Genomic DNA, 24,526 nt, shown 5'->3' with positions numbered 1-24,526 from the left:
GCCGGGCCGAGGAACCACCAGGGCGCCGCCTCCACACCGCGGACAGACCACGCGGAGTCCCGAACACCCGCCGTCGTCGCGCCACCGGCCTCTTGCCATGGACCGACCGGCAGCCATGGAGGGCCAGTGCGGCCTCGGGGCGTGGGGAGTGTCCGCGCCGCCGAAGCCCAGGCCGGTGAAGCGGTCCGGCCTGGGCTTCGGTGTGTTCGGTGCGCTGCCGTCAGTGGTGGGTGGCCGCCGTGATCCGAGCGAGGACGAGTATGGCCTGCGTCGGGTTGTCGTGGAGTCAGGTGGTCAGGTGCTCTCGGACGGCCTCGGCGACGCAGGTGCGGACGGAATCGTTGCTCAGTCGATCGAGGATGGAGCCCTGGAACTCGGGGCGGTCGAGCTTGACGGACACGAGCGCCGTCAGGCCCGCGCCGAGTCGGGTGGGGGTGAAGTCGGGGTCGGACGGGGAGAGCAGCTGTCGCTCCCGGGCGTAGCCGGTGAGCGCGACCGCCAGACCGTCTCGGAAGCCGAGGTCGTGGGTGCCGCCGCTGAGGGTCGGCCGGCCCGGTGCGGGCGGGCTCACCGACAGGCACCCCTTGCTCGTACTCCAGCGTCCAGCGGGCGCCGCCGCGTCGCACGTCTGCCGTCAGCCGGCTCGACAAGGCGTTGACGACGGCCAGTCCGATGCCGCCGGACAGTACTGCTCGGTCGGGGGCCGGTGCCCCGCACCAGAGCTCGGTCAGCCGGCTCTCCAGCGTGGGGCCGTCGTCGTGGCCTGTTTCGAACGGCCGCGGGGCCACGAATTCGAAGAGTTTCGCCTCGGACCGGGCGGTCGTGGATGCCGAGCGAACCGGTCGCCCCCTCAGGCAGGTGGCAGCAGGTCGCTTTCGCTGATGGTGTACGTCAGGGCCGGGTAGGCGAAGTCCGTCTCGTTGTTCTCGCGGCGCCGTAGTCGGTAGAACGCGCGCGCCTGCTCCTCGTCGGCAGCTGTCAGGCGTGCGCCGTGGGGGAGGTAAGCCACCCCGTCACGAAAACGGATCCTCGTCTTCGACGTACGAAACGTCACGCCGAACCACGGGTTGTCCTCCGCCGGGACGGGTTTGTCCAACACGATCTTGTGCTTGAACCGACGGTTCGCATCGACGGAGAACGTCACCACGCCGTGGTGGACGAGCGGGATCTCGAACTTCTCACCACCGGCTGCCTTGGGTTCGACGACGAGCTTCCGCGGTGCGCCCGCGTCGGGATTCCGGTAGCAGGAGAACACGGCGATGAACGAGTCGTCCGCCAGATCGAGCGCCTGGTCGGAGTGGCTTCCCATGGTGGTGTAGGCATGGGTGTAGCTCTCGACGAGCGCGTTGTCGAAGCCGAGAGGGAGCGCGGCGCTCGACTGGATCTGTCGAGCCAGCCGCTCGTGCACCGCGCGGAACGGCTGCGCGGGGTTGCCGTACCGCGAGGTGGTGCGGACGAGAGGTACGCCGCCCGACTCGTCCACCTTGGTCAGGACGGCGCCGCGGCGGCCTTTTCCCATTTCTTCCATCAGCACCGACGCGGAGAGCTCCGCGAAGAGATTTCCCTCGATCGGAAGAGAGTGTGCGGTGAAATGCTCCGAGGATCTAGACTCCGGGGGCACGGTAGTCTCCCGTATTCATGCTGAAGAGGAACCTGCCGCCGTAATCGATGAAAGACGAGGTCCGGTTCTCCTGGGCGTAGAGCCTGCGCAGCTCGTCCATGCCGTCAGGGGTGGGCGGCTCAAGCCCCACCAGTTCGTCGGCTCTTTTGAGGAATGTGCGGCCGTCTTTGTGCACCGCTTCGGTACTCGAACAGCGGACGACGTATCCCAGGCGGGTCGGGAGGGAATCCGCGTCGAGCGCTCCGGGCCGGATCTCATGCGTGTACAGGCGGTTGGTGGAAAGTGGCATGAAGAACACGGAGCCGGGGTGGAGCGTCACGGTGAACCGGGCGGGAAGCGCCACCCCGTCGAGCTCTGCTGCCGGGTCCTTGAGACGGAAGCGGAGTGTGGTCAGCCCGCTGACACCCTTCTTGCCGTGGCCGAAGGGATCGCCGGCCATCGGCTGGAGCTCTTCCAACCCTTCGTAGAAGGTGCAGAAGGCCATGATGCCGTTGACCGGCATGTCCTTCGTCTTGTCCGCGTGAGCCGAGATCTTGGCCTTCGACTGCTTGCGTTCCGCCGTGGCGAGGGTGTTGTGGTAGATCTGGGCGAGCACGTGATTCAACGGCGCGCTGTTCCGGAAGACGGTGGCGGCCTCACGATTCAGCGCATCGACGATGTCCCGGTCGGTGGGACCGAAGCCCTCCGTCGGCCCGGAAAGATTCGTGGAGCACCGAAGCAGGCGAAAATGCAGCTCGTCGCCCTCTGACGTGACGGGCGTCAGATAGATTCCCCTGCGATGAGCCGTCCCGCTCTTGGTGGACTCCGTGAGGGACTGGAATGCGTGCTCCGCGTTGATCCGACCGAAGTGACCCGCCTCGACGGGGAAGAACCGACGGTAGTGCACGCCGAGCCCGTGGACGCGGAGAGGGACTCGGCCCAGGTCGACCAGAGACCAGGAGGCGTCCAGGTCCTCCTGCCGATAACCGTGCGACAGGTCACGGATGACAAAGACCCTGTCCGCAGGGTGGAGGTGGCTTCCGTTGATCCCTGCTATGTCGCCACACAGATAGACGGTCTTCTGCCTGAGATCGAGCGCGCCGGAGAGAAGGTCCTCCGTCGCCCTCACGGATCCGAAGAAGTCCCGGACCCATCCGCTCGCTCGCGACGTGGACGGCGCGACGAGCACGTTGCCCGCCTCGTCGACTCGGGCCTCAGCCGGCTCTCCCATGTACGTCAAGCTATGCCTGCCCTGCATAGTTCCCGAAAGTCGTTCACGACCGTGCACATGGCGACGGCCCGCACGCGTCGTCCGTGCTGCGCAGCGCGAACGAAGGGAGACGGACCGTTGATCCTTGATCGTCTCATGACTGTCCGACGGCGGGCAACGGCTGCTGGCACGCGGCCGGTTCGGGAGGTCGCGGGACCGGGACCGCCTGATCACCGAATCACCGAATCACCGAATCACCGAATCACCGACAGCGGGCGCGGTGCGCCGGCCTCGCCCGTAGGTACGCGCGTCGCCCGCGGGCACGGTGCGCTTTGGTCACGAGGGGTTGCGGCGCGCGATGGAGGCGTTCAGTCCGGTGGCGAAGATGCACCACGCGGCGTAGGGGAGCAGGGCGCGGGCGGCCACGCGGTCACTGCGCATCGTTTCGCGGATCAACTGCACGTTGCTGATGTCCAGCAGCACGGTGCCCACGAAGGCGGCCCGGGGATTTCGCAGCCGGAAGAACAGCCAGTTCCATCCGGCATTGAGCGTGAGGTTCGTCGCCAGGCTCGCGACGAGTCGGTGGCGGTCCTGCCCTTCCGTACGGCCCAAGGCGTGACCGCCGGAGAACGCCAGAGACGCGTACAACGGGGTCCACACCGCGCCGAATGCCCAGGAGGGTGGCTGCCATGCGGGCAGGCGGAGCGACCGGTACCACCTGCTGTCCGGGTCCACCGCGATCGATCCAGCAGCCGCCGCTGCCGCCACCGCCACGGCCGACAGGGTGTAGCGGCGAAGACCCTCCTGTGCGGGGGACGGGTCAGCTCCTTCTCGGGTGAGTCGCATGTGACGAGTGTTCCCGCTGAGGCTGTCCCGTAACTGATCTTCAGGGGGGTATCGGGGAGGCCGTTCCTTCTCCTGCTCGACGGGCCTGTGCTCCTCGTGGGGTGGGGCCGCCCCATCCCGGAGGGGACGGGGCGTCGGCGCGTTCCGTCACGTGCCGAGTTCCCCGCGTCGGAGGGCCGCTCTGATCTCGTGGAGCCTGACGGCCGTCATCGGGGCCCCTTCCCTGGTCTGCCCGGTGGCCCGGATGGCCTCGTCCACCTCGTGCAGCTTCGCCGAGGGCAGTACCCCCGCCCGCTCGACCAGGTCGTCGCGGGCCACGGTGGTGAGCCAGGTGCAGGGTGTGAATCCGGGCTGCGGGAAGGCGAAGCGCAGGACGCCGTCGAAGGGCATCCCGTCCGAGCTGCCGACCTCCACCTCGACTCCGAGGCCGCTGATGTCGGTTCCCGCGGGCTCGACCACCTGCATGACCCGGAATCCGGATGCCTCCTCGTCCGACAGCAGCACGACCGGGCGCCGCTCGTCGAAGTCGACCCACCAGACCTCACCGCGTTTCATGGTTCCTCCGGAGTGGATGGTGGGCCGAGGCGGGTGCCGAACAGCTTCCGGTGGTGGCGCCACCGTTGTCCGTCACAGCCTAGACCTGACGGTCGGCGGGCTGTTCGAAGGCAGGAGCGCCCCCACCCGCGTGCGGGCAGGGGCCGTAGGTGGTCGGCGGCGGGGGCTCAGCGGCAGCGGGCCGTGAAGCCGTGGGAGGACAGGCCGCGGCAGAAGGATGCCTTCGCGGCGCCGTAGCGGGAGAGGCGGGCGTCGACGAACCAGGCGGTGTCCGGGGGGAAGTCGAAGGTGCCGTCGGCGATGCCGTCCCAGCCGTAGCGGAAGTCGAGATCGATGTAGACGACGGATCGGATGACGCCGCGGAGGTCGTGGACGCCGGGGAGGTTGGGGATGGGGCCCTGGTAGTCGATGAGGGAGAACAGGCGCTGGATCCACTGGTCGGCGCGCTGCGGTTCCAGGCCGTCGGTGGTGCCGCCGTCGGCGGTGAAGTTCATCATGCCGGCCTCGGACAGGACGACGGGCTTGGCGTGGTCGCGGGCGAACTTCACGAGCTTGAGGACGTTGCCGTCGTGGTCGAAGTTGCGCCAGACCGCGGCGGGGTTGCCGTAGCTGTCCGTGCCGATGTAGGCGTTGCGGCACTGGGTGGCGTTGACGTCGTAGTTCTGCGGTGGAGTGCCGTTGTAGAGGTAGCCGCGGTCGTGGATCGGCAGGCAGAGCTCGTGGGCGAAGAGGGAGACGCCCATCCAGTCGACGGCGGCGTCACCGGGGTACATGGCCTCGAACTCGCCGCGGACGGGATGGAAGACGTACTCCAGGTTGTGCGCGGCCGAGCGGGAGTCGAGGTAGGCGGCGAGGCGGTTGAAGGCGTTCTTGTACGAGGAGCAGCTCGCGTCGGTGCAGTGGTAGAAGGAGCTGACCTCGTAGTCGAGGCGGAGCTTGAAGCGGGCGGTGGGGTAGGCGTCGGTGAAGGCAAGGAGCCGGTCGAGGGAGGCGGTGTGTCCTCCGGCGGCGATCTCCGCGGTGACGGCGCGGGAGCGGGCGGCCTTGGCGTTCTCGTCGCCGCCGGTGAAGCCGGGCGGGTTGTCCTTCCAGCTGATGCCCACCTGGATCGTCTTGCCCTGCTGGGCGAGCATGGTCGCGTAGGTGCGGTGGGCGTCGTTGACCCAGTTCCCGCTGCGGAGTTCGTAGTAGACGGAGCCGCCGTCGGCGTTCTGGCCGAAGCTCTGGAAGTCGTCCCAGGCGGCCCGGGTGGACTGGCCGATGAGCAGTTCCGGAGGTGCCGCCGCCGTGGCGCGGGCGGTGTCGTCGGCACGGGCGGTGGCGGGGCTGCCCGGCAGGGTCATGAGTGCGGCGAGGGCCGCGGTGGCGAGGAACCGTGCTGCGGTCCTCAGGGGGCGTGTGCTCGGCATGGTGTCCGCTCTCTTCTGGAGGTCGGGGCCGGGAGGGGCAGGCGGTACGGGGAGGAGGCGGGCCCGGCGGTACGGGCCCGGGCGCCGCGGCGGGGGAGTGCGGCGCCCGGGCGGTTCCGAGGGTCAGGAGGCCTTCCACGTGTAGGTCGGCGTGGTCAGCTGACTGCTCTGGGTCGTGGGCTGGTAGTGGAAGAAGTACGTGAGGGTCGCGCCGGCGGGGAGCTGGACCGGGAGTTCCCATCGCCGGTCGGCGGAGTCGTAGCTGAGGAAGTGGTTCTGGGGGTCGCCGCCGTTCACCCGGTACTGGACGGTGACGAAGGTCGCCTGGAATCCCTGGGGGGCGAACCACACGGTGGGCGTGGAACCGCCGGCGACGCCCTGGGAGAAGCCCGGCTGGCCGGGCGTGCTCGGGGCCGCGGTGGGGGTGGGCGTGGAAGTCGGCGTGGGGGTGGGCGTGGGCGTCGGGGTGGGCATCGGGGTCGGGGTCGGGCCCGAGGTCCCGTTCGTCCACGTCGACTTCTTGATCTCGGCGAGGAAGCGGCTCAGGACCGTCGGGTCGGCCTGGACGCGGGAGTCACCCCAGTTGCCGTTGGCGCAGCCGGGTCCGCCGGCCTGGGCGCCGCCCGCGCACTGCCACTGGGTCTGGGAGTCCCAGTTCGTGTTGATGTAGGCCGCCGCACGGATGACGTCCCGGTTGCGGTCGATCCAGTCGAAGTAGCCGGCGTGCCAGCCGTTCCAGATCGCCTGCCCGTCGGCGGGGGCGGGGTTGTTGCGGAAGATGCAGCTCGTGGTCCTGGCGCCGGTCCGGGCGCCCTGCGGCGCGGCCTCGGCGACCATGGCGGGCTTGCCGTGGCCCCGGGCGAAGTCGAGGATGCGGTTCTGGAGGCCGACGGGGTCGGTGTCGTAGGAGCCGCAGCCCCACTGGGTGGCCACGGAGCGTGCGTTGTAGAACGAGGAGAGCCCGACCCAGTCCACGTAGGCGTCGCCCGGGTACCAGCGGTCCAGGTGGGCGGGGTCGGTCACGACGTAGTTCCACTCGGGGTGGTCCGGGTGGGTGTTCACCGGCCAGGCGGCGCTCTGCCAGACGGTGGCGACGCGGGTGGCGCCGAGGGCGTCGATGCGGCCCTTGATGTAGCGGAAGGCCTCCTTGTAGAAGTCGGCGCTGTAGCAGTTCCAGGGACCGTCGAACTCGTAGCCGATGCGCAGCAGGACGTCCCGGTCGTACGCCTTGAAGCGGTTGATCATCTCGTCGACCTTGGCGCGGTACTGGGTGATCAGGCTCGGGTTGCCGGCGGTGACGTCGGCGTCCGGGCGGCCGATGATCGCGCGCAGGGGCTGGTTGGAGCATCCGGAGGTGGTGTCGGAGAGGTAGAGGCCGACGGCGAGCGACGAGGTGGGGTAGTCGGCGAGGGTGCGGGCGAAGTCCACGGTGCCGGCGCCCCAGTCGACCGCTCCGTTCATGCCGGCGAGCGGTGCGGGTGAGCCGCCGAGGACGAGGTTGGTGTAGAGCGTCACCGCTCCGGGCGCGGGGGCGCCGAGGGAGGCGTTGCCGAGGACGTCCCGGCGGTAGTCGCCCAGGGTGTCGCTGTCCTGGCCCAGGACGAGGCTGACCTTGCCCGCCTGCGGGAGTCCGGGCGGCGTCGCCGCCGTGGTGGCGGCGTCGGCGGCGGAGGGCAGTGCGGTGAAGGCCAGCAGGGCGGTGAAGGCGGCGGCGCCTGCGGCGAGGGCGCGTCGCAGGGGCCGGGTGCGAGGGGTGTCCGTGGGGTTGTGTGGGGGTGCGGGGCGGGGCATGCGGAAGCCTCCGGCGTCGGGGGAAGGGGAGCTCCGGCGGCAGGAGAGCCGACGGCGGTCGCATGGTGCGGTCCCTGCGGAAGCCGGTCAACGGGCTGCGCGATTTTCGTATGCAGGAGCAGGTCAGGGCCTTGGCGTTACGAAAAGTTTCGCCGCGATGCAGCAGCTCAGATGCAGGCTTGATTGATCATCAAGATCTTGTGCCGGTAGTTTTCGCGAAAACCTTGACAGGGTTTTCGGTCGTCCCCGACCTTGGTGGCACTCACCCGTCGACCTCTCCCCGGAGGATCACCATGGGCCGTACCCGTGCCCGCAGAACCCTCGGCGCGCTCGCCGCCGCCGCGTCGCTCGTCGCCCTCTCCGCCTGTGGCGGCCAGGGCGGCGCCGAGGCGGACGGCAAGATCACCCTGACCGTCGCGACCTTCAGCGACTTCGGCTACAAGCCGCTGATCGAGGAGTACCGGAGCACCCACCCGAACGTGGTGATCAAGGAGCGGATCTCCCAGTTCGACCAGCACCACAACCAGCTGTCGACTCAGATGGCCTCCGGCAGCGGAGCCGCGGACGTCGTGGCGATCGAGGAGGGCTACCTCCCCAAGTTCCGTGCGGTGAAGGACAAGTTCGTCAACCTCGCCGACCACGGCGCCAACGACCGCCGCGCCGAGTACCTCGACTGGAAGTGGCAGCAGGCCACCCTGGGCACCTCCGACTTCGTGATGGGCTACGGCACCGATGTCGGCAGCCTCGCGGTCTGCTACCGCAAGGACCTCTTCGCCAAGGCCGGGCTGCCCACCGACCGTGCGGCGGTCTCCGCCCTGTGGCCGACCTGGGACGCGTACTTCGCCACCGGGGAGAAGTTCCGCGCCAAGGTCAAGGACAAGGCGTGGTTCGACAGTTCGGGCAACATCTTCACCGCGATGATGAACCAGACCGAGTTCGGGTTCTTCGACGGCAAGGACCAGTACATCGGGGACTCCAACCCGAAGGTGAAGGAGTTCTTCACCGCCACGGCCCAGGCCACCGCCGCCGGCCAGTCCGCCAATCTCCAGCCCTTCAGCCAGCAGTGGAACACCGGCATCAAGTTGGGCCGCATGGCGACGATGACCTGCCCCGCCTGGATGACCGGACTCATCAAGACCGCCGCCGGTGACTCCGCCGCCGGTACCTGGGACATCGCCGCCGTCCCGGGCGGCGGCGGCAACTGGGGCGGCTCCTTCCTCACCGTGCCCAAGCAGGGCAAGCACGTGAAGGAGGCCGCCGAACTGGCCGACTTCCTCACCTCCGCCGCCTCCCAGAAAAAGATCTTCACCGGCCCCGTCGGCGCGCTCCCGTCCCTCGTGACCGTCCTGGACGACGCCGACGTCACGGGGGCCCGTCAGGAGTGGTTCGGCGGAGCGCCCACCGGGACGATCTTCGCCTCCTCGGCGAAGTCGCTGAAGCCCAACTACCGGGGCACCAAGGACCAGCAGGCCCGCATTCCGTTCGGCAACGCCCTCCAGCTCGTCGAGCAGGGCAAGGCCGACCCGGCCGCCGCGTGGGACAAGGCGCTCGCCGAAGCCGCCAAGAACCTGCGCTGACCCGCTCGCCGTCCGGTCCGCCGCCCTCCCGGGGCCTCCTCGCCGAGGCCCCGCCCGGCGGACCGGCCCGCGCTCCGGCACCGACCCCACCTCACCGGCTCCCGCCCCTGACCTCCGGAGAACCCCATGGTGGTCCAGACCCGCCCGCTCCCGACCGGCCGCCCCGGCCCGCCGCGCCCGCGCCGACCGCGCCTCGGGCGGAGCCCGCTCCCGTACCTCTTCGTCGCTCCCTTCTTCCTCCTCTTCGCCGTCTTCGGCGCGTACCCCCTGCTCCAGACCTTCTGGGTGTCCCTGCACGACTGGGACCGCCTGTCGGGGCAGGGCTCGTACGTGGGGCTGGAGAACTTCCGGAGGCTCCTCGGCGACACCGACTTCCTGACGGCGCTGTTCAACACCCTCAGCATCTTCGTGCTCTCCACCGTCCCGCAGCTCGTCGCCGCCCTCGGCGTCGCCTGGCTGCTCGACCGGCACCTGCGGGCCCGGACGGTCTGGCGCGCCCTCGTACTCGTGCCCCAGTACGTCTCCGTCGTCGCCGTCGCGCTCGTCTTCTCCCAGCTCTTCGGCCGGGACTACGGCGTGGTGAACTGGGTCCTCGAAGGTCTCGGCCTCATCGACGCGCCCATCGACTGGACCGCCGACACCTGGAGCTCGCACCTGGCCATCAGCTTCATGGTGATGTGGAGGTGGACCGGCTACAACGCCCTCATCTACCTCGCCGCCATGCAGGCCGTCCCCCGGGAGCTGTACGAGTCCGCCGCCATCGACGGCGCCTCCCGGTTCCTGACCTTCCGCAAGGTCACGCTGCCGGCGATCCGGCCGACCCTGCTGTTCACCGTCGTCATCTCGACGATCGGCGGACTCCAGCTCTTCGCCGAGCCCTTCCTCTTCGACCAGCAGGGCAACGCGGAGGGAGGCGCGGAGCACCAGTTCCAGACGCTCACCCTGATGCTCTACAAGTACGGCTTCATCAACAACGACGCCGGTTACGCCTCCGCCGTCTCCTGGGTGCTCTTCCTGGTCATCGCCGCCGTCGCGGCCGTGAACTTCCTGCTCGCCCGCCGCACGCGCCGCTGACCGTCCCCGGCGCCCACGGCAGGCGCCGCTGACCGCACCGGCATCCCGCCCCACGCACCGCTGACCACGTCCGGCGTCCACGGCACGCCCCCGCCGACCGCCCCCGCCGTCGACCTCACCGCCCGCCCGCACCACCCGCGCCCCGGCCCCCACGGCGCCCGCCGGCGGCCCCCGCACCCCCTACACCACTCCGGAGGAATCCCATGGCCGTCACCGCGCCGCCCACCCGGCCCCGATCGCGCCCGCGCCCGTTCCGCGCCGCGGCCGGCCGGGGCGGCGGCCCGTTCCGGACGGTGCCGCGGCGCACGCGGCGGCTCGACTCCGCCGGCCCCGTGGCCTACCTGCTGCTCGCCGCCGTCACCGCGGCGTCCGTCTTCCCGCTCTACTGGAGCTTCGTCGTCGCCTCCCACGACGACAACTCCGTCCTGGCCGGCACCACACCCCCTCTCGTCCCGGGGGGCCACCTGATCGAGAACATCCAGCGCGTCTTCGAACTGTCGGCGTTCTGGCAGGCGTTGGGAAACTCCTTCCTCGTCGCCGGCACCACCGCCGTCTCGAACGTGCTGCTGTCCTCGCTCGCCGGCTTCGCCTTCGCCAAGCTCCGCTTCCGGGGCCGGGACCTCCTGCTGGGCTGCGTCGTGGTCACCCTGATGATCCCGACCCAGCTGGGCGTGATCCCGCTCTACATCCTCGTCACCGACCTGGGCATGTACGGAAGGCTCTCGGCGCTCATCGTGCCCGCGCTGGTCTCCGCGGTCGGCGTCTTCTGGATGCGCCAGGCCATCGAGGAGAACATCCCCGACGAACTGGTCGAGGCCGCCCGCATGGACGGTGCCGGACTGCTGCGCACCTACTGGCACGTCGTCGTCCCCGGCGTCCGCACGACCGCGACCGTACTCGGCCTCTTCACCTTCATGTTCGCCTGGAACGACTACTTCTGGCCGCTGATCGCGCTCCCGCCGGAGAACGGCACCGTGCAGATCGCGCTCAACCAGCTCGCCGCCGGCTACTACACCGACTACACCCTGATGCTCGCCGGTGTCGTCGTCTCGGCCCTCCCCGTCCTCGTCGCCTTCACCGTCCTGGCCCGCCGGATCGTCTCCGGCGTGATGGCCGGCGCCGTCAAGGGCTGACCTCCCGAAAGCAGGCCCACCATGACCTCAGGCCCTCTCCTCGACGACGACTCCGTCCGCGACAGCCCGCTGACCGGGGCTCCGGCCCCGGCCCCGGCCGGCCCGGTCCTCGTGAACCCCGTCCTGCCCGGCTTCCACCCCGATCCCTCGATCCTGCGCGTCGGGGACGACTACTACATCGCCACCTCCACCTTCGAGTGGCTCCCCGGCGTCGCCGTCCACCACTCCCGCGACCTCGTGCACTGGACGCCGATGGGCGGACTGCTCCAGGAGGCGCGGCTGCTGGACCTGACCGGCCGGCCGGACTCCGGCGGTGTGTGGGCGCCCTGCCTGTCGTACACCGACGGGCTGTTCCACCTCGTCTACAGCGATGTCACCAGTCTCGCCGGCGCCTACAAGGACGTGCGCAACCTGGTCACCACGGCCCCGAGCCTCCAGGGCCCCTGGTCCGACCCGGTGTCCTTCCCCTCGCACGGGTTCGACCCCTCCCTCTTCCACGACGACGGGCCGGACGGCGACGGCCGCAGCTGGGCCCTGTGGATGGAGTGGGACCACCGGCCGGGGCGGCACCCCTTCGCGGGCATCCTGCTCCAGGAGTGGGACCGGACCCGCGGCGCGGTCACCGGACCCGTCCACCGCGTCTTCACCGGAACCGAGCTCGCCCACACCGAAGGCCCCCACCTCTACCGCAAGGACGGCTTCCACTACCTCGTGACCGCCGAGGGCGGCACCTCCTGGGACCACGCGGTCACCGTCGCGCGCTCCCGCACGCTCACCGGACCGTACGAGGCCGATCCCGCCGGTCCCCTCCTCACCTCCCGCGACCACCCGGAGGCACCCCTGCAGAAGGCGGGGCACGGCAGCCTCGTCGAGACCCCGGCGGGGGAGTGGTACCTCGCCCACCTGGCCGCCCGTCCCCTGACGCCGCGAGGCGCCTGCGTCCTCGGGCGCGAGACCGCGCTCCAGCGCGTGGTCTGGACGGCCGACGGCTGGCCGAGACTCGCGGGCGAACCGCCGGTCCCGGGCGGCGAGAACCTGCCCCGTACGGTGGTTCCGGCACCGGCACTCGGCCGTGGCCTCCCTTCCCCTTCCGCCTCGGGCGGGTCGGCGGCCGTCGTCTCCCCGGACCCCACCCGGCTCGTCCCCCCGTGGTCGACGCTCCGCCGCCACCCGGACCCCGGTTGGCTCGCCCCGCTGCCCGACGGAGTGCGGCTGTACGGCGGCCAGTCGCTCGGCTCCACGCACGGGCAGAGCCTCGTCGCCCGCCGCCAGCAGGCCGCCGACTTCGACTTCTCCGTCCGCCTGGACGCCCGCCCCGAGTCCCCCCTGACGATGGCGGGACTGGTCCACTGCTACAACACGACGCTCTGGCATTACGCCCACCTGACCTGGGACGACGAGCTCGGCCGGGTCCTCAGACTCGGCGTGTGCGCCCACGGCCGGTACACCGAACCCGTCGAGCCCCTGCCCGTCGGAGACGGGGCGGCGGAGCTGCGCCTCACCGTCCGCGGCACGGAGGGCCGGTTCGCCTGGCGGCGGCCGGGGCGTGCGGACGCATTCCCGGAGAGCGGAGACGACGGCGCCGGCCCGTGGAGCCCGGTGGGCGACGCGCTGGACGTGTCGCTCCTCTCGGACGAGAGCGCGACCCGGGGCGACCCGGCCACCGGCCACTACACGGCGTGGGGTTTCACGGGCGCGTTCGTCGGCATGTGCGTCCAGGACCTCACCGGGGGGCTGATGCCGGCCGACTTCACCCGGCCCGTCTACCGCGAGCGGCCGGGCGGCCGTCCCGCGGGGGGCCCGTGAGCGCGGCGCGGACCACGCGGAGCGGGTGCGGTACCGACCGTTACCCTTCGGAAGGACAGCCGGTGGGCACCCCCACCCCCACGAGCGGAAGGCAGGGCATGACGGACGAGCGGACGGACGGCCCCGGCGGCAGGGTCACCCTGCACATGGTCGCGTCGCGGGCAGGGGTCTCCGTCTCCACCGTCTCCAAGGTCTTCAACGGCCGGTCGGACGTCTCGGCGGACACCAAGGAGCGCGTCGAGGAGGTGGCGGACGCGCTGGGCTACCAGCGCCGCCCGGCCCGCCGCCGGGGCAGCGTCGTCGACCTGGTGCTCAACGAGCTCGACAGTCTCTGGTCGGTCGAGATCGTCCGGGGCGTGGACGAGGTGCTGCACGCCGCCGGCGCGAGCATGGTGCTCTCGGCCGTGCACGGCCGCAGCGCCGACACGCGCGAGTGGATCGAGCAGCTCGCGGCCCGCCGCAGCAGCGGCGCGATCCTCGTCGTCTCCGACCTGACCCCGCAGCAGCGGCGCCGGCTCGCGGCGATGGACGTGCCCTTCGTCCTGCTCGACCCGGTCGGCCAGGCGGACGCCCTGGTGCCCACCGTGGGCGCCACCAACTGGGCCGGTGCCGTCTCCGCGACCGAGCACCTCATCGAGCTCGGCCACACCCGCATCGCCCATCTGGCCGGGCCCCGGCAGCTGTTGTGCAGCCGGGCACGCGCCGACGGCTACCGGGCCACCATGGAGCAGGCCGAACTCGCCGTCCCCGAGGGCTTCGTCCGGTACGGCGACTTCAACGACGTCTCGGGCCGCCGGGAGACCGCCCGGCTGCTGGACTCCCTGGAGGCCGCGGGCGAGGCGCCGCCCACCGCGATCTTCGCGGCCAGCGACCTCCAGGCGCTCGGCGCGTTCGAGGAGCTCCGGAGCCGGGGGCGGCGCATCCCCGAGGACATCAGCATCGTCGGCTTCGACGACCTCCCCGTGGCCCGCTGGACCCATCCACCGCTCACCACCGTCCGCCAGCCCCTCTTCGACATGGCCGCGATGGCGGCCCACACCCTCCTACGGATCGTCGACGGGGAGCACGTGGAGAACCTGCGGGTCGAACTCGCCACCCGTCTGATGGTCAGGGGGAGTGCGGCGCCGCCGCTCTGAGCCGCTTCCTCCGGAGGGGAGCCGTGCAGGTCGACGTGTTCCGGCGAGGGGTGGGCCGGCGGATGCGGGAGCCGCGTCAGCCGGCGGCGGGCTCGCCGACGAGGCCGGACCGTGCCAGGGCGCGGGCCGCGGCGGCGACGTCCGGCCCGTCGCCGTCCGGATCGCGCAGCCGGGCCAGGAGCGCGTCCACGTCGCCGAGCCGTCCGGCCTCCGCCTCGGCGAGGACGGCGTCGGCGTCCGGCCCGCCGTCCAGCGGTGCGAGGCGCTCGGCCAGGAGCCCCAGCGCCTCCGCGCGGTCGGCCAGTTCGCCCATCCCGCAGTCCAGGCCGTCGTCGGCCAGGTCGTCGGGGTAGGGGGCGCGCGCCCAGGCACCGTCCTCGTACCAGTAGACGCAGCCCAGCTCGTTGCCGGACAGCCGGTCGCGGAGTTCGTCCCACGGCAGCCACGCGGGACCGCCGGCGAGCATGTCGACCGGCGGCTCGTGCCACTTGGCCTCGCTGGACTCGTCCTCGCCGTACAGCACGTAACGGCCGTCGCCCAGGGCCGACATCACCCACCATGTGCAGCCGGCGTCGTCCCAGTGCAGCCCCTCGTCGTCGATCCACCGGCCGGTGCGGTGGGCGCTCGGCCGGCTCTCCGCGGCCGTCGTCGCTCCGAGCGCGGCGACCAGGGCCCAGCGGGCCCACAGTGTCTCGGCGGGCGGAAGGTCCTCCGGGCGTCCCGGACGGTTGATCGTCATGACGCCACCGTACGGGTCCGGGCGCGTCGCGCGGGTGTCGGGTCTGCCGACGAGGGCGGGTCCTCCTCCGCATCCCTCACCCCTCGCCCACCTCGCACATGTGACCGTTTCGTGGCGATTTGGAACCGGATATCGAAACAGTGTTCCCTTTGTGCGGCTTGGCGGGTTAGTGTCCCCTCAGGCAAGATCCCGCAGAGGGGGAGCACCACATGCATGCCGCCGCATCCGCAGGCCGGCCCGGACGGCCGCCCGGCGTCCGCGTCGACGCCGACGGCCTCACGCCCCGGCAGGTCGCGATCATCAGGTTCATCGAGCGCGAGGTGAGCCGGCAGGGCTACCCGCCGTCGATGCGGGAGATCGGTGCGGCGGTCGACCTCAGCAGCACGTCGTCCGTCGCGCACCAGCTGATGACGCTGGAGCGCAAGGAGGTGCTGTACCGCGACCCGCACCGCCCCCGTGCCTACCGCGTCCGCCCCCGCTGGGCGGAGGAGTTCTCCGAGGCCCCGACGCCGGCCGGACCCGCCCCGGCCGAGGTGCCCCTGGTCGGACGCATCGCCGCCGGTGCCCCGATCCTGGCCGAGGAGTCCGTGGAGGACGTCCTGTCGCTGCCGCGCCAGGTGGTCGGCGAAGGCCGGCTGTTCGCGCTGAAGGTCGTCGGGGACAGCATGATCGACGCGGCCATCTGCGACGGGGACATCGTCACCGTGCGGCAGGCCGATTCGGCCGACCACGGTGACATCGTCGCCGCCATGCTGGACGGCGAGGCGACGGTCAAGCGCCTGCGCCGCGAGAACGGCCGCGTCTGGCTCATGCCGCACAACTCCGCGTACGAGCCGATCCCCGGCGACGACGCCGTCATCCTCGGCAAGGTCGTCGCCGTCCTGCGCACGCTGTAGGGCGGAGGGGGCGGTACCGGCGGCCCTAGGGGAGGTGCCCGGAGGGTGACGGGCCCCGCGGCCTCGTCAGCGGGGTGCCGGCGGGGCGAGGGTGAACTCCCACTGGTGCCGCCCCTTGTCGATGGAGAGGATCAGCGGACCCTCCGGGATCCGGACCTTCTCCTTGACGCGACGGCCGTTCCAGGCGTGGACGAGCTGCTCGGAGGGGCGCCGCAGTTCGTCGGGGGACTCACCCTGGTACTGGTTCAGCTGGAACCAGCCGTTGTGGCGGTCCGACGCCTTGACCTTCAGTTCGGCGGCGGGCCCCGTGTGGACGAAGATCTCGCGACCGCTGCCCTCGACCGTGCCGGGCCCGATCGGGCGGGCCGCCGTCAGGGGCAGGACGGTGAGCTCCCACTTCCCGGACTGGCGCACCTTCAGTTTCAGCGGGCCGCCCTTGCGGGGCGGGACGAGGAGCGCGCGTCCGTAGAAGTCGGGCAGGTCCTGGCAGAAGACGTCCTCGGACCGGCCGGGTATCTCGACCTGCAGGAAGTGGTACTGGTCCACCCGGGCCTCCAGGATCACGGGCCCGGAGTCCTGTGGGAACGGCAGATCCACCGTGATCGTCTTCTCGCCCTTGCCGCTGAAGGCGAGCGGCTCGAAGGAGAAAAGGCCGGCAGTCCAGGACGGCGATGCGGCGGGCGCGGCGGAGCCGGGCGTTGCCGCAACAAGTGAAGGCGGCGCGACGGTCGCCGGTCCGTAGGGGAGCGGGGCCGAAGGGGCCGCGGCGACCGGCGAGGGCATCAGGGGGATGGGACTCCCCTCAGGCGCGTGCCCCGCCTTGGTGATGCCCGTGAGCGCCACCGGTCCGGAAGCCGGCGTCGTCGGGACGGGCCCCGGCGGGCCCACCGGCGCCGCGGTGTCCGGCACCGCTTCGCGCTCCGATACCACGACGCCGAAGTCGGTCGCCAGCCCTGCCAGTCCCGTGTCGTAGCCCTGGCCCACCGCACGGAACCTCCAGGCCCCGTCACGGCGGTAGAACTCGCCGAGGACGAACGCCGTCTCGGTGGACGCGTCGGTGACGTCGTAGTGGGACACGATCGCGCCGTCGACGGATGCCACCTGGGCGTACAGGCCGGGGACCTGCCCGAACGTGCCCTCGTCGCAGGAGCCCGCGATCAGCACGCGCTGGATGTCCGTCTCGATCCGTACGAGGTCCACTTCCAGCCATTCGGCGACCCGGCCGCCGCCCTCGCCGGTGCCGGCGTGACGGACGGCGCCGGAGGGATGGGCGGGCTGCCCGTGGAAGACGATGTCGGCGTCCCCGCGCACCGCGCCGGTCGCGTCGAGCAGCAGGGCCGAAGCCTCCACGACCGGCACTCCGGGCGCCCGGTCCCGGCCCACGGCGACACGGAAGAGGGCGGTCGGGACAGGGGCGTTGGCGCCCTTGGCGATGTGCGTCATGGGGTCCATGGTCGCAGTGGACAGGGTGTGAAGAAAAGATCTTCGCGAGGGATGGAGGGGCTCCTGCCCCGCCGAGCCGTGGTCTCGCGCCTCCTCGGCGTGGCTCGGCGGCCCTCGCCCGGTGAGGTGCGAGCGGCGGGGTGCGCTGCCGGAACCAGTCCGTCCGCGTCTTGAACCCGGAGGTGATATTCAGGAGTTGAGCGCAGAAGGGGTTGACGGGGCTCTGTTGTCTTCATAACTTCACACCTTGATGCAAGCCTTGCCGCCTCGTGGCGCGGGCGGTCCGGGCTCCCCGGTCCGCTGTGCCGGCGTGGCGGTCCACAGCGAAGGGGCTGTCAGGTGCATTACAGGCGTGGGTGGTTCGCGCGGCGCGGTGTGAGGCGAGAGCGACGGCCGGCCGCGCCCGTGACCCGTGCGCTCCTCACGAGCGGTCCGGCCAGGAACGGCGGCGCCGTCGCCCGGGCCGCGGTCGAGCAGGTCGACGCCTGGCCGAGCACCGCCCTTCCGGCGCCTGAGGCCGTCGCGTGACGTGGAGGCTCGCCCCGCGGGCGCCCCTCACCACCTGGCCGGCCGGAGGCGACGCGGTCGGCACCGTCTCCGTCGACGAGGTGCCCGCCTACCGGCGGTCCGACCGGGCGTCGCGGGTGATGAACGGCCCGTGCAGCGCACCCGGCCGGATGAAAGCCCGCGGCCGGATGGACCAGACGGGCCGGGTGAAGGCGGAGTACCACCTGCCGTACGCCGCACACCTGGTGAAGTACGTCCGGACCTACCAGGCGGCGGGGGTGAAGGTGGACCACCTCTTCGCCCGCCGGTGCGAGGCCCACGCGGTAGTCGTCGCCGACGCCGTCGCCGACGCCAACCCGGTCCGGCTCCCCACGTGCGACGGCGCCCGGTGCTCGACGGGCGGAGACCCCGATACGCACGACGTCGTGAACACGTCCGCGCGCTCGTGCCCGGACCTGACGGGCAGCAGCGCCTCGGACGCGCGCCTGGACGTCATATGCAGCGCCGCCTCGGACACCCGTCTTGACGTCATCGGCAGCGCCGCGTCTGACACGCGCCCGGGCGTCATGGGCAGCACCGTCGCGACGGGACGCCCGGGCGCCGCCGACAGCACTGCCGCCAAGCGGTGCCTGGACACCACTGACACCAGCGGTACCCCCGGCACCATCGGCACCGGCGGTACTACCGGCACCGCCGCCCGCCTGTCCGCCCGGACCCGAGCCTTGACCCGCGCGGGCGCCGCCGACCAGAAGCGGACCGACCCCCTGTCCTGACCCAGCCACCACCTCCGCGTCATCCCCGTCAGAGGAGCCCGCATGCCGCACCCGTACCGCCGAAGAAGGGCGAGCGCAGCCGCGCTGGCCGCCACCGCCGTCCTCGCCGGACTGCTCGCCGGGGCCGTGCCCAGCGCCGCCGCGCCCGGTGCGGAAGGAGACCCGGCGCCCCGGGCCGTCGACCGTTTCGAGGGGGAGGTCCCCTTCACCGGCCCTCCCGCCGAGGGCCTCTTCACCTGGGGCAGCGACGCCGACGACCACCCCGCCCTCACCCTCGCCGAGCGTGCCGACGCCCCGGAGGGATCGAAGGTCCTCGAAGGCACCTACGACATCAGCGGCTGGGGCGGATTCACCCACGACTTCGCCTTCGACGAGCCGGCCCAGGACTGGACCGCCCACAAGGGCATCCGCTTCTGGTGGTACGGCCAGAACACCGCGCCGCTGCCGCCCGGCTCCGGGAAGCGCATCAACTTCGAGCTCAAGGACGGCGGGGCGAACGGCGAGGCGTCCGAACTCTGGACGACCTCCTTCACCGACGACTGGGAGGGCTGGCACCTCGTCGAGATCCCCTTCTCCGAGTTCCAGTACCGCGCCGACTACCAGCCGGTCGGAGGCATCGACCAGATCCTCGGCCTCGACCGCATGTGGGGGTACGCGCTCACCCTGCCGACCGGTGCGCCCGGCCGCTTCGCCCTCGACGGCGTCGAGCTGTACGGCAAGGCCGAGCCCGCGCTGAACACCCGAGTCGTCACCGGCGCCGTGGTCCACCCCGTCGCCGAGGGAGGCACCGCCCGGATCGACATCTCCGTGGCGACCACCGGCTCCACGCCGACCGGCGAGCCCGTCACCGTCACGTACGCGAGCGACGACAGCGGCCCCGCCGAACCCGGCAAGGACTACACGCCGATCTCCGGGACCGTGGAGTTCCCCGCCGGGACGCCGTCCGGGACCACCCGCTCGATCACCCTGACGACCTTGAGGGACAAGGCCGCCGAAGAGGCCGAGACGATCCCCGTCAAGCTGGCCGTCGAGGGTGCCAAGGCGCCCGCCGAGACGCCGGCCGTCGTCGTCAACGCGCACGGACTGCCCTACCTCGACAAGCGCCTGCCGGTGAAGAAGCGCGTCGCGGACCTCCTCTCCCGGATGACGCTCCAGGAGAAGGCCGGCCAGATGACGCAGGCCGAACGCAACGCACTCCGCTCGCCCGGCGACATCGCCGGCTACGCGCTGGGCTCCCTGCTCTCCGGCGGCGGTTCGGTGCCGGCGCCCAACACGCCCGAGGCGTGGGCCCGCATGGTCGACGCGTACCAGCTGCGCGCCCAGGCCACCCGGCTCCAGATCCCCCTCATCTACGGCGTGGACGCCGTCCACGGCCACAACAACGTCGTCGGCTCGACGATCATGCCGCACAACATCGGCATCGGCGCCGGACGCGACCCGGGCCTCGCCGCCCGCACCGGAGCCGTCACCGCCAAGGAGGTCCGGGCCACCGGTGTCCCCTGGGACTTCGCCCCCTGCCTCTGCGTGACCCGCGACGAACGCTGGGGCCGCTCGTACGAGGCCTACGGCGAGGACCCGGCGCTCGTCACCGCGATGGAGACCGTGATCGAGGGGATGCAGGGCCCGCGCGACGGCCGTGACCTCGACCGCAACGACAAGGTGCTCGCCAGCGCCAAGCACTTCGTCGGCGATGGCGGCACCGCCTTCGGCTCCTCGACGACCGGCTCGTACACGATCGACCAGGGCATCACCCGCGTCACCCGCGAGGAACTGGAGGCCGTCCACCTCGCGCCGTTCGCCGACGCCGTGAAGCACGGCGTGGGCACGGTCATGCCCTCGTACTCCTCCCTCGACATCCTCGGCGACGCCCAGGGTCCCGTGAAGATGCACGCGAACGCCGAGATGATCAACGGCGTACTGAAGGACCGCATGGGCTTCGAGGGCTTCGTCATCAGCGACTGGCAGGCCATCGACCAGATCCCCGGCGACTACCCCAGCGACGTCCGCACCTCCGTCAACGCCGGCCTCGACATGATCATGGTGCCGACGAACTACCAGGACTTCACCCGCACCCTGATCGCCGAGACCGAAGCCGGCCGCATCCCCACCGCCCGCGTCGACGACGCCGTCGCCCGCATCCTCACCCAGAAGTTCCGCCTCGGCCTCTTCGAGAAGCCCTACGCGGACACCACCCACCTCGCCTCCGTCGGCTCGCCCGAGCACCGCGCCGTGGCACGCCAGGCCGCGGCCGCCTCCCAGGTCCTGCTGAAGAACGACGGGGGGGTCCTGCCCCTCAAGCCCACCCAGAACGTCTACGTCGCCGGCTCCAACGCCGACGACCTCGGCAACCAGGCCGGCGGTTGGACCGTCACCTGGCAGGGCGCCTCCGGCCGCACCACCACCGGCACCACCATCCTGGAGGCCATGCGGAAGTCCGCCGCGGCCGGCACCACCCTCACCTACTCCCAGGACGCCACCGCACCCACCACGGGACACGACGTCGGCGTCGTCGTGGTCGGCGAGAAGCCGTACGCCGAGGGCATCGGCGACGTCGGCAACGGCCACGACCTCGAACTGACAGCCGCCGACAAGGCCGCCGTCGACCGCGTCTGCGCCGCGATGCCCTGCGCCGTCCTCGTCGTCTCCGGCCGCCCGCAGCTCCTCGGCGACCGCCTCCCCGCCATCGACGCCCTCGTCGCGTCCTGGCTCCCCGGCACCGAGGGCGACGGCGTCGCCGACGTCCTCTACGGCCGCCGCCCCTTCACCGGCCAGCTCCCCGTGACCTGGCCGAAGTCCGAGTCCCAGCTGCCCCTCAACGTGGGCGACACCCGCTACGACCCCCAGTTCCCCTACGGCTGGGGCCTCACGACCCTCCAGCCCACACCCCAGGGAGGCGAACCCGCCCTCCGCGCCCTCGGCCTCGCCGCCCGCGCCCTCCAGACCGCCGGACTCGGCAAGTCCACCGCGGCCCGTCAGCTCGTCACCCGCGCCCGTCTGATCGTCCAGCAGCGCATCGGCCGGCACCTCACCGAACCCGTCTCCAAGCCCTTCGCCGAGGCCGACCACCTCCTCCTCAGCGGCGACCCGACGGGCGCCGTCACCCAGCTCACCGCCGCCTACCGCGCCGCGAGCTGACCGACCCCACCGTCCCGCCGCCCCCGACGGCGGCGGGACACCTCAACCGCCGAGGGCGGAGGGCACGTTCGCCCTCCGCCCTCGGCGGCTCTGTCGGGTTCCCGAACCCTTCAGGCGCCGGTGGCCGTCCGGACCGCAGCTCGCGACTCCCGGGGTGAACGCCCTCGCCGGCTACCCGTCCCGCCGGCGCCATTCCGGCGCAGGAACGGCCATGTCCGGCAGCGCGCAGATCGCCTCGGACACGTGCGCTATCACCGCTTCGCTCACCTCGGCGTCCCCGAACGCCTCCCTCAGCGCATCGAGGCGCGAACGGAGCCGGACCGGTTCGATGGCGAGACGCTGCCGCGGCGCATCGAGCACCGCCCTGTGCGGAGCGGCCGTCCGTGCGGCTCCGGTGGGCTGGGCTTGCGGCGCGGCGGCCGGGGCGGCTGCCCACGAGCGCGCTTCGGCCTCGGCGAGGTACCAGAGGTTGTCGAAGTGGACCGCCACGAAGTCGACCTGCTCCGGCGTCACGTTGCGCACCTGATCGGCCAGGTGGACGACGATCGCGTCGACCGCGCCGGGCATCGGCAGACGCAGGCTGGAGAACGCGTTGTAGATCGTCGTCTTCGAGACCCCTGGCACGCGCTTCTTCTGGAGATCCGACGCCATCCGCGACAAGGACGGCGCCTTGGCGACCAGGTGGAGTTCGTGGAGGGCGTCGTTCAGGGCTCTGTGCATCCTGTGAGGAATGTCGGGCCTGCTCAGACGTCCGGCACGTCCCACTGTCCGCCTCCGTTCGCGGCCGTTCAACGGCGTTCAACGATGTTCTCACGCAGGCGCGGCCCGCTTCATCGTCTGGCGAGATTCCACCGGTCTCGACCCTCGGCGGATTCCTTCCTCCATGGCGGGCTCGGCACCGCGGAGGGTAGTCGGCGGAAACCCGCACCACCCCCGATTCGTGAGGAGCACTCCATGCGCGACGAGCCCATGCGGACCCTGCGACGCCTGACCCGAACCGCCCTGTTCAACGCCGTACGCGGAGCGTCGTACGCCTGCGGAGCGGCGGTGGTCGCGGCCGTCGGCTGGTGGGGAGACAAACTCTTCTAGCGGTGGCCGACAGGCGGAGAGGTGGAGTGCCGCCGCCTATGGCGTTCACTCCACCCCTACGGGGCTGTCGCCGACGCCGGCCCGGTCGCGAAGGGCGCGGCCGGCAGACCGAACAGGCCGCCCCCCTGTGAGGGGGACGGCCTGTCAGGCGCCGGGCCGTCCTACTTCGGGCAGGTCTCCTGGGTGACCTTGCCGCCCGCGGTGGTGGCGGTGGCGGGGTCCATGGAGAGGCAGAGGCCGGTCCAGTTGTTGATGAAGGTGTAGGCGGGGCGGGAGCCGCTGCCGGTGGCGAGCTTGGTGGGGATGATGTTCCACATCTGGCTGCCGGAGAACCAGCGGGTCTCGCAGTCCCACCAGAAGAGCTGGGTGCCGGAGCCGGGCGGGGTGCCGTTGTTGTAGGGGACGGTGAGGCACTTGCCGTTGTTGGCCTTGATCCAGTAGTGGCCCTTGCCGTCGTAGGACGGCTTCTCGGCGCCCCACTGGTGGCTGCTGGGCGGAGTGGACTGGCACTCGCGCTGGGTGACGAGGCCGCCGGTCTTGGAGCTGTCGAACTCGGGGCCGCGGACCATGCAGCGGCCGTAGAGGCTGTTGACGTACGTCTTGTCGTCGTTGACCAGCCAGATCATGCGGTTGCCGCCCTTGACGGCGTTGTCGTCGTTGTGGTCGATGATCGCGTTGACGAGGCCCCAGCCGGGGAAGTCCGTCATGATGATGCCGACGCGGCCCGCGCTGTTGTTCAGGTGCTTCATCAGGTAGTAGTTGACGCCCAGGACCGTCTCGACGGTGCCGTCCTCCCAGGTCACCTTGTACCCGCCGGCGAAGTCGTCCGGCTTGAGGCCGAACGGGGCCTTGGACGACGAGGAGTACGTCACGTAGAACGCGTCGGCGCTGCCGGTGATCGCCTTGTTGACGTTGCCCTTGACGGAGCCCCACTTCTCCGGGATGGTCTCCGCGCCCCAGTGGTCGTCCAGGTGGCCGTTGAAGCCCACGATCCCGTAGCCGTCATCCGCTTCGACGTTGTCGAAGCTGCCCAGGACGAGCTTGCCGCGGACCTCCCCGAGCTTGGGGACGGCCGCCCTGCCGTTCCCGGACGCGGCGGGCGCGTAGAACAGGCCGGAGTACTCGGCACGGTCCCGGTACCCGGCGAAGATCTGCCGGACGCGGGACGCGGTCACCGACGTCGGGTCGTTGGCGCAGTCGGCGATCCCACCGCCCTCGTACGGGCACTCGGCCCGCAGGCGCATCACCACCGTCTCCTGGGTGTGGGTGCCCAGGAAGGTCTGCACCTTCTTCAGGACGTCGTCGAAGTTGGCCTTCTGGTAGAACGCGCTGTGATGCACCGCGAAGTACTTGTTCTCGGTCACGCGGACCCGGATGTCGATGGCCCGGATGCCCCGGTCAAGCTGCGCCGTCAGGGTGTTCGCGCTGTCGCCGTAGTCCTCCTGCGTCTGCACGTCCCGGCCGCCGTGGACGGCGAGGGTGTCGTGCGTGCCGGGGATGGACATGTTCGAGAGCTTGGTGTCGCTCGCGATGCCCCACATCCACTCGGCCCGGTCCGCCTGGCCGATGTTCCGGTAGGCATCCGCGTTGGTCGATCCGGCAGCCCCGGCAGCCGTCGGCGTCAGCAGTGCGGCGCCGAGCGCGACACAGGCCGTCAGCAGACGGGCCAGGGGGCGGGACCGACGGCGCGGTCCGGCGCCGGAGGCGTGGGGGGTGGGGCGGGGCATGGAACTCCTGTCCGAGTGCGAGCGCGTACGCACCCCAGCCTGAACGCCTCCGCTATCGCTTCGCTGACGTTTCGCTTGCG

The 24,526-nt window shown here is 71.4% G+C and carries 21 protein-coding genes; 10 read left to right on the top strand and 11 right to left on the bottom strand.

Annotated elements, in window-relative coordinates:
* Positions 1-286: 286 nt before the first annotated feature.
* From ACZ60W_RS01145 to ACZ60W_RS01115, 7 genes are all read right to left on the bottom strand, one after another.
* Positions 287-571: a TopoII/MutL transducer domain-containing protein gene (locus ACZ60W_RS01145; RefSeq protein WP_469753228.1), complete on the bottom strand. Its 285-nt coding sequence runs from the start codon at positions 569-571 to the stop codon at positions 287-289.
* A gap of 279 nt (positions 572-850) precedes the next feature.
* A complete protein-coding gene (locus ACZ60W_RS01140) occupies positions 851-1,528 on the bottom strand; it encodes an alpha-ketoglutarate-dependent dioxygenase AlkB family protein (RefSeq protein WP_469753265.1) in 678 nt (225 codons plus the stop codon).
* Between the two features lie 76 nt (positions 1,529-1,604).
* Positions 1,605-2,831: a hypothetical protein gene (locus tag ACZ60W_RS01135; protein WP_469753227.1), complete on the bottom strand. Its 1,227-nt coding sequence runs from the start codon at positions 2,829-2,831 to the stop codon at positions 1,605-1,607.
* Positions 2,832-3,146: 315 nt separating this feature from the next.
* Positions 3,147-3,656 carry a TspO/MBR family protein gene (locus ACZ60W_RS01130; RefSeq protein ID WP_469753226.1) on the bottom strand — a complete coding sequence of 170 codons (510 nt, stop codon included), beginning with the start codon at positions 3,654-3,656 and terminating at the stop codon, positions 3,147-3,149.
* A gap of 147 nt (positions 3,657-3,803) precedes the next feature.
* The gene (locus ACZ60W_RS01125; RefSeq protein ID WP_469753225.1) at positions 3,804-4,211 is read right to left on the bottom strand and encodes a type II toxin-antitoxin system PemK/MazF family toxin; all 408 of its coding nucleotides are present in this window, start codon (positions 4,209-4,211) and stop codon (positions 3,804-3,806) included.
* Between the two features lie 167 nt (positions 4,212-4,378).
* Positions 4,379-5,620, bottom strand: a complete 1,242-nt coding sequence (locus tag ACZ60W_RS01120; protein ID WP_469753224.1) for a glycoside hydrolase family 26 protein — start codon at positions 5,618-5,620, stop codon at positions 4,379-4,381.
* A 123-nt stretch (positions 5,621-5,743) separates the two neighbouring features.
* Positions 5,744-7,411: a glycoside hydrolase family 26 protein gene (locus tag ACZ60W_RS01115; protein ID WP_469753223.1), complete on the bottom strand. Its 1,668-nt coding sequence runs from the start codon at positions 7,409-7,411 to the stop codon at positions 5,744-5,746.
* Between the two features lie 293 nt (positions 7,412-7,704).
* Between ACZ60W_RS01115 and ACZ60W_RS01110 the strand changes: the two genes are divergently transcribed.
* The 5 genes from ACZ60W_RS01110 to ACZ60W_RS01090 all read left to right on the top strand — a co-directional run bounded on the left by ACZ60W_RS01110 (position 7,705) and on the right by ACZ60W_RS01090 (position 14,137).
* A complete protein-coding gene (locus ACZ60W_RS01110; RefSeq protein ID WP_469753222.1) occupies positions 7,705-8,988 on the top strand; it encodes an extracellular solute-binding protein in 1,284 nt (427 codons plus the stop codon).
* Positions 8,989-9,114: 126 nt separating this feature from the next.
* Positions 9,115-10,062, top strand: a complete 948-nt coding sequence (locus ACZ60W_RS01105; protein WP_469753221.1) for a carbohydrate ABC transporter permease — start codon at positions 9,115-9,117, stop codon at positions 10,060-10,062.
* A 203-nt stretch (positions 10,063-10,265) separates the two neighbouring features.
* The gene (locus ACZ60W_RS01100; RefSeq protein ID WP_469753220.1) at positions 10,266-11,195 is read left to right on the top strand and encodes a carbohydrate ABC transporter permease; all 930 of its coding nucleotides are present in this window, start codon (positions 10,266-10,268) and stop codon (positions 11,193-11,195) included.
* 21 nt (positions 11,196-11,216) lie between these two features.
* Positions 11,217-13,001, top strand: coding sequence for a glycoside hydrolase family 43 protein (locus tag ACZ60W_RS01095; RefSeq protein ID WP_469753219.1), 1,785 nt, complete (start codon positions 11,217-11,219; stop codon positions 12,999-13,001).
* Positions 13,002-13,099: 98 nt separating this feature from the next.
* Positions 13,100-14,137, top strand: a complete 1,038-nt coding sequence (locus ACZ60W_RS01090) for a LacI family DNA-binding transcriptional regulator (protein WP_469753218.1) — start codon at positions 13,100-13,102, stop codon at positions 14,135-14,137.
* A gap of 76 nt (positions 14,138-14,213) precedes the next feature.
* Here the strand turns inward: ACZ60W_RS01090 and ACZ60W_RS01085 are convergent, their stop codons facing one another.
* Entirely contained in the window at positions 14,214-14,876 is a 663-nt protein-coding gene (locus ACZ60W_RS01085; protein WP_469753217.1) for a hypothetical protein, read from the bottom strand.
* Positions 14,877-15,085: 209 nt separating this feature from the next.
* Between ACZ60W_RS01085 and lexA the strand changes: the two genes are divergently transcribed.
* Positions 15,086-15,772 carry a transcriptional repressor LexA gene (lexA, locus tag ACZ60W_RS01080; protein WP_469753216.1) on the top strand — a complete coding sequence of 229 codons (687 nt, stop codon included), beginning with the start codon at positions 15,086-15,088 and terminating at the stop codon, positions 15,770-15,772.
* Positions 15,773-15,838: 66 nt separating this feature from the next.
* Here the strand turns inward: lexA and ACZ60W_RS01075 are convergent, their stop codons facing one another.
* On the bottom strand, positions 15,839-17,224 hold the full coding sequence (locus ACZ60W_RS01075; protein WP_469753215.1) for a TerD family protein: 1,386 nt from the start codon (positions 17,222-17,224) through the stop codon (positions 15,839-15,841).
* 396 nt (positions 17,225-17,620) lie between these two features.
* Between ACZ60W_RS01075 and ACZ60W_RS01070 the strand changes: the two genes are divergently transcribed.
* Genes ACZ60W_RS01070 through ACZ60W_RS01060 form a run of 3 tightly spaced genes read left to right on the top strand, consistent with a single transcriptional unit; the run spans position 17,621 to position 21,630 of the window.
* The gene (locus tag ACZ60W_RS01070; protein WP_469753214.1) at positions 17,621-17,743 is read left to right on the top strand and encodes a hypothetical protein; all 123 of its coding nucleotides are present in this window, start codon (positions 17,621-17,623) and stop codon (positions 17,741-17,743) included.
* Positions 17,740-18,495, top strand: a complete 756-nt coding sequence (locus ACZ60W_RS01065) for a hypothetical protein (protein WP_469753213.1) — start codon at positions 17,740-17,742, stop codon at positions 18,493-18,495. Before ACZ60W_RS01070 ends, ACZ60W_RS01065 begins: the two co-directional genes overlap by 4 nt.
* A 42-nt stretch (positions 18,496-18,537) precedes the next feature.
* The gene (locus ACZ60W_RS01060; protein WP_469753212.1) at positions 18,538-21,630 is read left to right on the top strand and encodes a glycoside hydrolase family 3 protein; all 3,093 of its coding nucleotides are present in this window, start codon (positions 18,538-18,540) and stop codon (positions 21,628-21,630) included.
* A 171-nt stretch (positions 21,631-21,801) separates the two neighbouring features.
* Here the strand turns inward: ACZ60W_RS01060 and ACZ60W_RS01055 are convergent, their stop codons facing one another.
* Positions 21,802-22,350: a hypothetical protein gene (locus tag ACZ60W_RS01055; protein ID WP_469753211.1), complete on the bottom strand. Its 549-nt coding sequence runs from the start codon at positions 22,348-22,350 to the stop codon at positions 21,802-21,804.
* A gap of 234 nt (positions 22,351-22,584) precedes the next feature.
* Here ACZ60W_RS01055 and ACZ60W_RS01050 point away from each other — a divergent pair, with 234 nt between their 5' ends.
* Positions 22,585-22,719 (top strand): hypothetical protein, encoded by a 135-nt coding sequence (locus tag ACZ60W_RS01050; protein WP_469753210.1) that lies wholly within the window; start codon positions 22,585-22,587, stop codon positions 22,717-22,719.
* Between the two features lie 161 nt (positions 22,720-22,880).
* Here ACZ60W_RS01050 and ACZ60W_RS01045 read toward each other — a convergent pair whose 3' ends face one another.
* A complete protein-coding gene (locus tag ACZ60W_RS01045) occupies positions 22,881-24,446 on the bottom strand; it encodes a phosphatidylinositol-specific phospholipase C domain-containing protein (RefSeq protein WP_469753209.1) in 1,566 nt (521 codons plus the stop codon).
* Positions 24,447-24,526: the final 80 nt, after the last annotated feature.

The organism is Streptomyces sp. NPDC104202 (assembly GCF_055584185.1).
Note: the sequence above shows the minus strand (reverse complement) of the source record. Positions and strands in the feature narration are given on the sequence as shown.

What these genes read in the sequence shown, in the direction of transcription:
- ACZ60W_RS01110 (WP_469753222.1), top strand. Translation starts at nt 7,705, where the DNA reads ATGGGCCGTACCCGTGCCCGCAGAACCCTCGGCGCGCTCGCCGCCGCC.
- ACZ60W_RS01055 (WP_469753211.1), bottom strand. Translation starts at nt 22,350, where the DNA reads ATGCACAGAGCCCTGAACGACGCCCTCCACGAACTCCACCTGGTCGCC.
- ACZ60W_RS01135 (WP_469753227.1), bottom strand. Translation starts at nt 2,831, where the DNA reads ATGGGAGAGCCGGCTGAGGCCCGAGTCGACGAGGCGGGCAACGTGCTC.
- ACZ60W_RS01140 (WP_469753265.1), bottom strand. Translation starts at nt 1,528, where the DNA reads ATGGAAGAAATGGGAAAAGGCCGCCGCGGCGCCGTCCTGACCAAGGTG.
- ACZ60W_RS01120 (WP_469753224.1), bottom strand. Translation starts at nt 5,620, where the DNA reads ATGCCGAGCACACGCCCCCTGAGGACCGCAGCACGGTTCCTCGCCACC.
- ACZ60W_RS01090 (WP_469753218.1), top strand. Translation starts at nt 13,100, where the DNA reads ATGACGGACGAGCGGACGGACGGCCCCGGCGGCAGGGTCACCCTGCAC.
- ACZ60W_RS01060 (WP_469753212.1), top strand. Translation starts at nt 18,538, where the DNA reads ATGCCGCACCCGTACCGCCGAAGAAGGGCGAGCGCAGCCGCGCTGGCC.
- lexA (WP_469753216.1), top strand. Translation starts at nt 15,086, where the DNA reads ATGCATGCCGCCGCATCCGCAGGCCGGCCCGGACGGCCGCCCGGCGTC.
- ACZ60W_RS01075 (WP_469753215.1), bottom strand. Translation starts at nt 17,224, where the DNA reads ATGGACCCCATGACGCACATCGCCAAGGGCGCCAACGCCCCTGTCCCG.
- ACZ60W_RS01105 (WP_469753221.1), top strand. Translation starts at nt 9,115, where the DNA reads ATGGTGGTCCAGACCCGCCCGCTCCCGACCGGCCGCCCCGGCCCGCCG.
- ACZ60W_RS01045 (WP_469753209.1), bottom strand. Translation starts at nt 24,446, where the DNA reads ATGCCCCGCCCCACCCCCCACGCCTCCGGCGCCGGACCGCGCCGTCGG.
- ACZ60W_RS01115 (WP_469753223.1), bottom strand. Translation starts at nt 7,411, where the DNA reads ATGCCCCGCCCCGCACCCCCACACAACCCCACGGACACCCCTCGCACC.
- ACZ60W_RS01125 (WP_469753225.1), bottom strand. Translation starts at nt 4,211, where the DNA reads ATGAAACGCGGTGAGGTCTGGTGGGTCGACTTCGACGAGCGGCGCCCG.
- ACZ60W_RS01100 (WP_469753220.1), top strand. Translation starts at nt 10,266, where the DNA reads ATGGCCGTCACCGCGCCGCCCACCCGGCCCCGATCGCGCCCGCGCCCG.
- ACZ60W_RS01085 (WP_469753217.1), bottom strand. Translation starts at nt 14,876, where the DNA reads ATGACGATCAACCGTCCGGGACGCCCGGAGGACCTTCCGCCCGCCGAG.
- ACZ60W_RS01095 (WP_469753219.1), top strand. Translation starts at nt 11,217, where the DNA reads ATGACCTCAGGCCCTCTCCTCGACGACGACTCCGTCCGCGACAGCCCG.
- ACZ60W_RS01130 (WP_469753226.1), bottom strand. Translation starts at nt 3,656, where the DNA reads ATGCGACTCACCCGAGAAGGAGCTGACCCGTCCCCCGCACAGGAGGGT.
- ACZ60W_RS01050 (WP_469753210.1), top strand. Translation starts at nt 22,585, where the DNA reads ATGCGCGACGAGCCCATGCGGACCCTGCGACGCCTGACCCGAACCGCC.